Raw genomic sequence first — 9,028 nt, forward strand, 5'->3', positions numbered from 1 at the left:
TGAACAACTAGTTTTCAACTTCGACAAATCGCCCTAAAATATGGACATTTTCTGAGACCGATACAAAGGCAGTCGGATCAACTTGTTTCATGATGAGTTTAAAATCATTGAATTCTGCGCGAGTGATAACCGTAATCAAAACCGCCTTACGCTCATGGTTATAGGTCCCTTCCGCATCGTGAATCATGGTCGCACCACGGTGTAATTTGTGGTGGATTTTCTCAATGACTGCGTCAGGATTGCTAGTGACGATCATGGCCTGCATGCGTTTCTGTTTGGTGAAAACTGCATCTGTTACACGGCTTGAGACAAAGATCGTAATCATGGAATAAAGGGCATATTTCCAACCAAATGTCAAGCCAGCAATCAGCATGATTGTCCCGTTCACTAGGAAGGAGATGCTTCCAACGTTACGACCTGTCTTCTTGCGAATAGTCAGGCTGACAATATCTGTTCCACCACTGGAGATGTTATGGCGTAAAGCAAAGCCGATTCCCAGTCCCATGACGACTCCCCCAAAAAGAGCATTGATGATTGGATCCTCTGTCAAGACTACCACTGGCACAAACTGGATAAAGAGCGAGCTCATGGATACCGTGATAAAGGTGAAAATCGTGAACTTATGTCCAATTTGGTACCAGGCTAAAATCATCAGCGGGATATTGATAGCGTAAAATGCTACTGAAATTGGGAAATAAAAGCCAAACAAGTGATTACTAAGCGCAGAAATGATCTGAGCCAAACCTGTTGCTCCACTTGAATAAACATGTCCTGGTTGGAAGAAAAAATTGACAGCTACTGCTGATAGAAAACCATATACTAGAGAAGCTGAAATTTTTTCATCGTATTTTTCTCGGGAGATACTTTGCAAAACACGCAAAATCTTCACCCGATAAGCAAAGCGGCGCAGATAATGGTACCACTTTTTAGTTAGTTTCGTTTGTTTCATCTTGTTCTACTTGTAGATTGAGTTCCTCTAATTGTTTAAGAGCTACTGTTGATGGTGCTTGGGTCATTGGGTCAGTTGCTTTGTTGTTCTTAGGAAAAGCAATCACTTCACGGATATTTTCTTCTCCAGCGAGCAACATTACAAAACGGTCAAGTCCGATAGCCAAGCCACCGTGTGGTGGGAATCCATAGTCCATGGCTTCCAAAAGGAATCCAAACTGGTCATTTGCTTCTTCTGTTGAGAATCCAAGGGCCTTGAACATGCGTTCTTGGAGTTCTTTTTGGTTGATACGAAGGCTACCGCCACCAAGTTCATAACCGTTCAAGACGATGTCGTAGGCAATAGCACGAACATTGGCCAATTCACCTTCCAATTCATGGGCAGTATCTGCCTGAGGAAGAGTAAATGGATGGTGGGCGCTCATATAACGGCCTTCTTCTTCAGACCATTCAAACATTGGCCAGTCAACTACCCAGAGGAAGTTAAATTTGTCCTTATCAATCAAGCCAAGCTCTTTGGCAATACGTCCACGAAGGGCCCCAAGTGTTGCATTGGCTACTTCAAGCGTATCAGCCACAAAGAGAACCAAGTCTTTATCTTCAAGACCAAGCGCACTTGTTAAATCGCCTTGAATGCTAGTCAAGAACTTAGCAACTGGACCGTTTAATTCACCGTCGACAACCTTGACCCAAGCAAGACCTTTAGCACCATACTGTTTGGCTACTTCTGTCATCTTATCGATATCTTTACGTGAGTAGTTGTCTGCTGCGCCTTTGACGACAATGGCTTTAACAGCAGGAGCTTCTGAGAAGACTTTGAAATCAACACCTTTGACTACTGCTGTCAAGTCCTGAAGCAACATCTCAAAACGAGTATCAGGCTTGTCAGAACCATAAAGAGCCATGGCATCATCATACTTCATACGAGGGAATGGCAGTGTTACTTCAATCCCTTTTGTTTCCTTCATCACGCGCGCAATCAAGCCTTCTGTGATGTCTTGGATTTCTTGCTCAGTCAGGAATGAAGTTTCCAAGTCGACCTGGGTAAACTCAGGCTGGCGGTCACCACGCAAGTCTTCATCACGGAAACATTTAACGATTTGATAGTAACGGTCAAAACCAGCATTCATCAACAATTGCTTAGTGATTTGCGGGCTTTGAGGAAGAGCGTAGAAATGCCCTTTGCTGACACGAGATGGCACCAAATAGTCACGCGCCCCTTCTGGTGTTGACTTAGAAAGGAATGGCGTCTCCACATCAATAAACTCCAACTCATCCAAGTAGTTGCGGATCGAATGTGTCACCTTAGCACGAAGTTTAAGGTTTTCCAACATTTCTGGACGACGAAGGTCAAGGTAACGATAACGTAGACGCGTATCATCGTTAGCCTCAATGCCATCCTTGATTTCAAATGGAGTTGTTTTGGCTGTATTAAGCACAGTAAGAGCCGTTACATTCAGTTCAACTGCTCCAGTCGCCAGTTTATCATTTGCCTGCTCACGTGCTGCAACTTGTCCAGTCACCTCGATGACAAATTCACTACGAAGGCTTTCAGCTGTTGCCATCACTTCCGCAGAAACTTTTTCAGGGTTGATAACCAACTGCATGATCCCTTCACGGTCACGAAGGTCGATAAAGATCAATCCACCCAAGTCACGACGACGGGCAACCCAGCCTTTCAAGGTAATTTCTTGTCCGATGTGCTCCTCACGAACACGACCAGCATACATACTACGTTTCATTTCTTCTCTCCTCTTGTATTCTGTTACTATTTTACCATAAAAGAGCAGGCTCTTCATGAAAATCATAAGAAAAGTTGAGAGTTTCCCCTTATAAATGAAAAAATCCAGCAAAGTCATTCGCTGGATTTAGGTTTTCTTTATTTTTTACGCTTTTCAGCAATCCCTTCTGTTTTCTTAGGAAGGACAATTTCTGTCACATAAGCTGTCGCAAATCGTATCACTCCTGCGATAGGAGCAAAGATAATCGCTAGATTGTTATAAAAGAAATCCCCCTTAATGAAATAGACAAGTAGGCCGATGACAAAGAAGAGAAATACAGCCTGAATCACTGCTAATAATAGTACTCGTTTCATGATTTCCTCCTGAGTCTATTATAGCATGACTATCATTAAAAATGCGATTAAATTATTCAAAGCATGTAGGGCTATACTATAAGCCAAACCACCTTTACTGATATAAGCCAAGCCCATGCTAAATCCAAGTGAAGCATAAACTAGGAACTGTAGTGGAGTTCCAGGAAAATGAACAAGAGCAAAAATGAGACTACTTACAAGAAGAAAGATAGCTGTTTGCTTGATGTTATCTTGCTGAGGGAAGACAAAGCGAGCTAACATACCTCTAAATGTTAACTCTTCTGTCAGAGGTGCAAAGACAACCACCATAAAGAAAGAGAAAAGAGGTTGATTATGAGTCAATTCTTCTACCATCTTTTGATTGACTGATGGATCATTTGGTAAAAAGTTTTCTGCAACAATGACAAAGATCCATACCAAGGCAGGTAACCAGATGTATTTGTTAAGAGCCGTTTTTTCTATTGTAACAGTTCCTGTCTTATACCACTTGTAGGTAACGAAGGTGAAGATTCCTGCTAATAAGACATAAACAGGTACAGCAACATAGTTAGGTGCTCCCAATATCAAGGCAGCTAAACCTACACCCTGAATAAAACTATAGACCATAAGAAATGATAAGAAGGCAAGGCTATACCAGCCGATATTTTTAAGTGTTTTCATAATATTCTCCTATTTAAAATAACGTTTTGTTTTGCGCAATTGTGCGACATTGGTGTACAAATGGATGACAACTGCCACCAGCAGAGCAACCAACTGTACTTGTCCTAATACCATAGATAGAACTACTAAGACAACGTAGATACCAGGAATGAGGAGCTGATTGACCTTGAACAAGATCAAGTAAGCTTCTTCCATCTCAGCCTGTTTTTCTCCCTCATCATAAGTATCGAGGTATTCCAAAACTTCCTTGGGTGTGGCCATAACAGAAAGTTTATAGTTACGAATCTTGCTAGTGATTTTTAGGCAGTAAACACCCGACCAAATACTTACAACTATCAAAAGTAAGGATGTTGCTGATATGCCAAATCTTCCTAAGTCTAAAAGCATACAGAATAGCATACTAATTTGGGAAACATTCCAAGCTACCGTACCATAATCCAAGAAACGATACATAGCAAGATAGTCTTGCTCATTTCCTTCATCCTCTTCTTCTCGTTGATAATTCTGATAAGCCTGATGACTTTTTCTAGTGAAATAAAATGTTAGGATTGCCGTAATCAGCCCTAGACCAAAAAAGATTGAGAACAAGACAGGGATTACTTGCTCTTGGCTAATACCTAAAGGTTTAACTCTAAGAGCTCCGGCAAGTATTCCTAATAAAGCTCCTATAATAAAAAGTTTCAGTGCAAAAATTATGTGATTCTTTTCCATATTTTAACCTCTTTCTAAAACAAGCCAGACAACCATTGACCAAAGGCTTTACCTGATTCGAAAATAGCGGTCAAGCCTTCTGTTCCAAGTGACACCAAAATCAAACAAACAGCAAGTAAGAGAATAGCTTGATTTCTAGCTTTTTTTGCTCCATCCCCCAAGGGTTCATTCCCAAGCCAACCTGCTAGATAAGCATAGAGAGTTACTGTTATAATCCCAATCTCCGTAGAAGAGAGAAACAACAAGACTGTTACCAAACGAACGATATTGGCTTGAATGTTAAAATAATTTCCTAGACCTGCACAAACACCGGCAAGTTCCTTGTTCTCAGTATCGACTTGAAAACCCGCTAAAAACTCTTTCATAACTTTTCTCCTTTTAGGATCTCTTTAAACTTTATCTTTCTCTCTACCCATCTAAAGACTAATAGTAAAACTATGTTAATCCAGAAGAGGTATTTACTTTCAACAATTGTAAACCAACCAAATAGGCTTCCAATCATAGCCAAAAGATTTACGATAAACACAACTATAGATAGATAATAAATCACTTTATACTTGTTCATCACTCATCCTCCTCTAAGCGGAAGACTGACTCGACTGGCTCATGGAATATCTGAGCAATCTTCAGGGCAATGACGATGGATGGCGTGTACTCATCCCGTTCTAACAAGCTGATGGTTTGCCTGGACACGCCAGCTAGTTTGGCCAGCTCTGTTTGATTCAGGCCATCGCGAGCCCGAAGCTCTTTTAGACGATTTTTTAGCATGTCTTTTTTCTCCTTTGTTCTTATCTTGATTTCATTGTAACACATCTTTTTATTTTTGACAAGCATATTTGTCAAAAAGTTTAAGATTTTTGTCATTTTGTAAAAGAAAAAGGTCAGGAATGGTATCCTGACCGTATTTTTTTATAGTTGATAAAAGATTGCTTACCCAGCTGATGGAGCGTCTTGATTTTCTTTCAGCTGGTTTTTATCATCCTTCTTGTAATCTCTTCTGACGATATAAAGCGTTGTTAGACTGATGAGAGTCAATACAGCACCTGTAACCCTTCCTTTTTGAGAGAAGACAAATTCTACTTTGTGTTGTCCGGAAGTAATCGGGAATGAAATAAAGCTGTTCCATGCTTTTGTCACAGGGACATCCTTGCCATCTACTTTCACCTTCCATCCCTCACTATAAGGGATAGAGGTCATCATATATTTACTGTCGTCAGTAATATTCACTGAACCGACGATATGAGTATTCGAGAATTTCTCAACTTGTAGACCTTGTTCCTTCCGCTTTTCTAAAGCACTTTGAATTTGACTGATTTCTGCGCGGTAAACTCCTGCGTTTGAAAGGTCAACCTTGTCTGTTTTAAAGCGGAACTCCAGTACAGACTCTTGATTCTCTGCATTGTCAGCGATTTGCCATAGTTGACGTTGCGTATTTCTCTTAGAATGAGTGAACCACTTGCCGTTCAGAAGGACGGAGTAATCTTTCTCTGAATTTAGACTTGCTGGTACGAAGAAGTAATAGGTCAAGTTTGTTCGCGGAGTAATTCGGTAACGAACGATTGCATCCTTAGAAGAATCCACCCGCTTGTAGACTGCAGTTCCTTTTTCTTTGTCGACATTTTCCTCAGTAAGATTTTCTGTTTCAACATCTCCGTAGGCTAGGGGTTTGAAGTAGTCGAGGTAGTTTTCCTCACCTTTTTTCACACCTTCCATAGAGTTAAGAATGATATTTTGATTTTGGATAGCGTTGTTTCTACCAAAGTTGATGTTTCTTACCAAATCATTTGTTCCATAGGCTAATGGGAAAGAATTTGGATTTTCGTACACGATATAGCGTTCATCTTCGTAGACCTTCTGCGTAAAATAACGCTGCATATCAAAACGACTGGCAAAACGTGTGAAATACATTCTCTCAGGATGAGCTTCTTTCTCAGTAGGATCCAGGTCTTTGACATCCATATAGTAGCGAACACCATATAAGGCATCTGTCAGAGGAGTTCCATTTTCGTATTCAATTGCTTCATCGCCCGCTTGATCACCCATATAGGCAAAGTGATTCATAGTGGCCCTCTCCAAATTTGAACTAAAAGTACTCAAACCTGGATAACCTATCAGAGATGGAGTTGTTCGAGAATAGGCAAAGGTCGTTGCAATTCTATAGAAAGGCTGATCTGCGTTTTCTTGGATTTTATCCGTCACACGTTTAACCGAGAGCGTTCCGTCCACAAATTCATCAACATTTGCATAACTAAAGGTCACTTGTGATAGATAGGCATTGTATCCTAGCTCAAATACTGTCAGAGTTGATAACAAGACAACAGCTAAGCGAATCATTCCTGGACGTAACAAGGCCAGTACAGCTGAGTAAATGAGTAGAGTTAAGACTACACGAGAAAAGAGATAACCTGTTTGTAATAATAACAGCAATACCACCACAGATCCAGCTGCAATCACCAATACCCTTTCCTTTTCATTCTGGGACTTGGCAGAGCGTTTCCAGTATAGATAAAATCCTATAGCTGTAGCTGATACAACCAGTATCACAATAGCAATAAAATGGCTATTGATAAACAGAGTTAGAGCCTCAGGTTGTTTCTTTGGTAGATAGGTAAAGTCTTTAGTATAGAGGTAGATTGCCGATAAGACTAGGGCTACAACTGATAGCAATTTCCCTCGGCGAGAGATTTTAAATTTCTCTTTTAATGCTTGATAGGCTAGAAGCAGCATGAAGAAAGAGAATAACCATGAGAAGCGGAAGAAGAATCCGGCAGGATTTTGTCCCATATGCCAAATCTTACTCACAAATTCATTTACAAAGGAAGTAAAGAAAATGAGAGTAACCACTCCCGCAGCCCATCTTCTTTCTTTGACTATCCTTCTTGATAAAAAGTACAAGATAAAGCCGATAAACCCGAGAGCTCCAATATAGATATTTGGCAGGTTTGGTCCAGCTGCCCAACCTGATTGCGCATCAAAGCCCCCGATAGTTAGTTTGGATAAAATGTCTAAGGGATTAATCTGAAAGGCCATGGAAAATGTCATGGCTCCTCCTGCTTGTCCCTTACTTTCAATCAAGTTGAAAAATACTGGAACTAATAATATTGAAGTAGCCGCAACCCCTAGGATAGAGTAGAGAAATACATCCCATAAGGGTTGGACGTAATGTTTGAGTTTTACTTTCCATGTCCCCTCAATAGAAAAACGAGGCGAAAGATAATAGCAGGCATACAAAACGACAAATAGCGATATCATATAACCCATATAAAATTGAAGGAATACCGTTAAGCCTAGTACAAAGGCATATGGATAAGCCGCTTTGCCATCTAACAACTGCTCTAGATATAGGATGACAAGAGGAAGCATGAACATGGCATCATAAAAGATAACATTCATCTGGTAGGATACCAACATACCAGACAGGGCATAAGCTGTCGCAAACAAGGGAATCATCCATCGTTTTGACTCTGCACCCTTATAACGTTTAATTAAGAGATGTGCAAAGGAAAGTCCAAATGCACCATATCTGAGCCAGATCGTTAGAAAAACAGATAACCCTATATATTTTAAAGGCAGCAGAACATAAATAACATTGAAAGGGCTCATCAAATAATAGCCCAACTCACCAATCATATCTCCACCTAAAGATTTAGTAAAGGAATATGTCAGACTACTTAAATCACCAGATAGAATGGCTTTCTTTAGCAATCCATAAAAACTAATGTACTGCTGATCAAAGACAACGGTCATTAAACTTTTATTTCCAAAAGGATAGCTCCCCATGAAAAACCATACCACCAGCATGATGGTCATCGGTAGCAAGGCACTACTGACATAAAGGACACCCTTCGGATATTTTTCCTTTAATTTCTGCCAATGTGTCAACCAATTTTCCATTATTGATTTCTCCTCTATGTTTTTAACCAACTTCTGTTTGCTACCGGCTACGTTAGCTAGTATTGTAATGTTGGCTTTGTGACTTCGTGATAAGTGAGGTTTCCCCTTGAAAAGGGAAGGATAGGTATCTACTACTCCATCATTTTAACATTTAAAAAAGAGAGAGCAATGCTCTCTCCTCTCTAAAGAAACTTATCTAATATTATTTAGTAAATTTACGTTTCATAACAACTGTTCCTGACATGATTACCACACCAGCCAATACAAGTACTAGGCTTGTAGCCTCACCAGTATTTGGAAGTCCTGGTTTGTTTTCAGTTGTTGTTGGAGCTTCAGTTGTTGCTGGAGCTTCAGTTGTTGTAGTTGTAGTGGTTGTAGTGGTTGTTGGAGCTTCAGTTGTTGTAGTTGGAGCTTCAGTTGTTGTAGTTGGAGCCTCAGTTGTTGTAGTTGGAGCCTCAGTTGTTGTAGTTGGAGCCTCTGTTGTTGTAGTTGGAGCCTCTGTTGTTGTAGTTGGAGCCTCAGTCGTTGTTGGAGCTTCAGTTGTTGTTGGAGCTTCAGTCGTTGTTGGAGCCTCTGTTGTTGTTGTAACTTCTGAAGGAGCTTCAGTCGTTGTTGGAGCCTCTGTTGTTGTTGTAGCTTCTGAAGGAGCTTCAGTTGTTGTTGGGGCTTCAGTTGTTGTTGGAGCTTCAGTTGTTGTTGGAGCTTCAGTTGTTGTTGGAG

The 9,028-nt window shown here is 40.5% G+C and carries 10 protein-coding genes; all 10 read right to left on the bottom strand.

All coding sequences use genetic code 11. The features are described from left to right. Positions 1–7: 7 nt before the first annotated feature. Entirely contained in the window at positions 8–949 is a 942-nt protein-coding gene (locus M1F91_RS07360; RefSeq protein ID WP_049496772.1) for a YitT family protein, read from the bottom strand. Then, positions 927–2,690 (bottom strand): aspartate--tRNA ligase, encoded by a 1,764-nt coding sequence (gene aspS, locus M1F91_RS07365; protein WP_247913180.1) that lies wholly within the window; start codon positions 2,688–2,690, stop codon positions 927–929. The genes M1F91_RS07360 and aspS overlap by 23 nt, the downstream gene beginning before the upstream one ends. Before the next feature lie 137 nt (positions 2,691–2,827). Next, positions 2,828–3,043 carry a hypothetical protein gene (locus M1F91_RS07370; RefSeq protein ID WP_004250454.1) on the bottom strand — a complete coding sequence of 72 codons (216 nt, stop codon included), beginning with the start codon at positions 3,041–3,043 and terminating at the stop codon, positions 2,828–2,830. A gap of 18 nt (positions 3,044–3,061) precedes the next feature. Continuing rightward, the gene (locus M1F91_RS07375) at positions 3,062–3,703 is read right to left on the bottom strand and encodes a type II CAAX endopeptidase family protein (RefSeq protein ID WP_247913181.1); all 642 of its coding nucleotides are present in this window, start codon (positions 3,701–3,703) and stop codon (positions 3,062–3,064) included. Positions 3,704–3,712: 9 nt separating this feature from the next. Continuing rightward, complete coding sequence (locus M1F91_RS07380) at positions 3,713–4,414, bottom strand: DUF3169 family protein (protein WP_006152992.1); 702 nt, start codon at positions 4,412–4,414, stop codon at positions 3,713–3,715. Positions 4,415–4,428: 14 nt separating this feature from the next. Then, positions 4,429–4,779 carry a PspC domain-containing protein gene (locus M1F91_RS07385; protein ID WP_247913182.1) on the bottom strand — a complete coding sequence of 117 codons (351 nt, stop codon included), beginning with the start codon at positions 4,777–4,779 and terminating at the stop codon, positions 4,429–4,431. Then, positions 4,776–4,979 (bottom strand): hypothetical protein, encoded by a 204-nt coding sequence (locus tag M1F91_RS07390; protein WP_036758187.1) that lies wholly within the window; start codon positions 4,977–4,979, stop codon positions 4,776–4,778. Before M1F91_RS07390 ends, M1F91_RS07385 begins: the two co-directional genes overlap by 4 nt. Further along, positions 4,979–5,182, bottom strand: a complete 204-nt coding sequence (locus M1F91_RS07395; protein ID WP_000916944.1) for a helix-turn-helix transcriptional regulator — start codon at positions 5,180–5,182, stop codon at positions 4,979–4,981. The genes M1F91_RS07390 and M1F91_RS07395 overlap by 1 nt, the downstream gene beginning before the upstream one ends. 162 nt (positions 5,183–5,344) lie before the next feature. Continuing rightward, positions 5,345–8,308, bottom strand: coding sequence for a YfhO family protein (locus M1F91_RS07400; protein WP_247913184.1), 2,964 nt, complete (start codon positions 8,306–8,308; stop codon positions 5,345–5,347). Positions 8,309–8,510: 202 nt separating this feature from the next. Then, positions 8,511–9,028 (bottom strand): LPXTG cell wall anchor domain-containing protein (locus M1F91_RS07405; protein ID WP_247913185.1); only part of this gene is annotated, 518 nt, incomplete at its 5' end.

This window comes from Streptococcus sp. oral taxon 431, assembly GCF_023110115.1.
In the GTDB taxonomy this organism is placed as follows: Bacteria; Bacillota; Bacilli; order Lactobacillales; family Streptococcaceae; genus Streptococcus.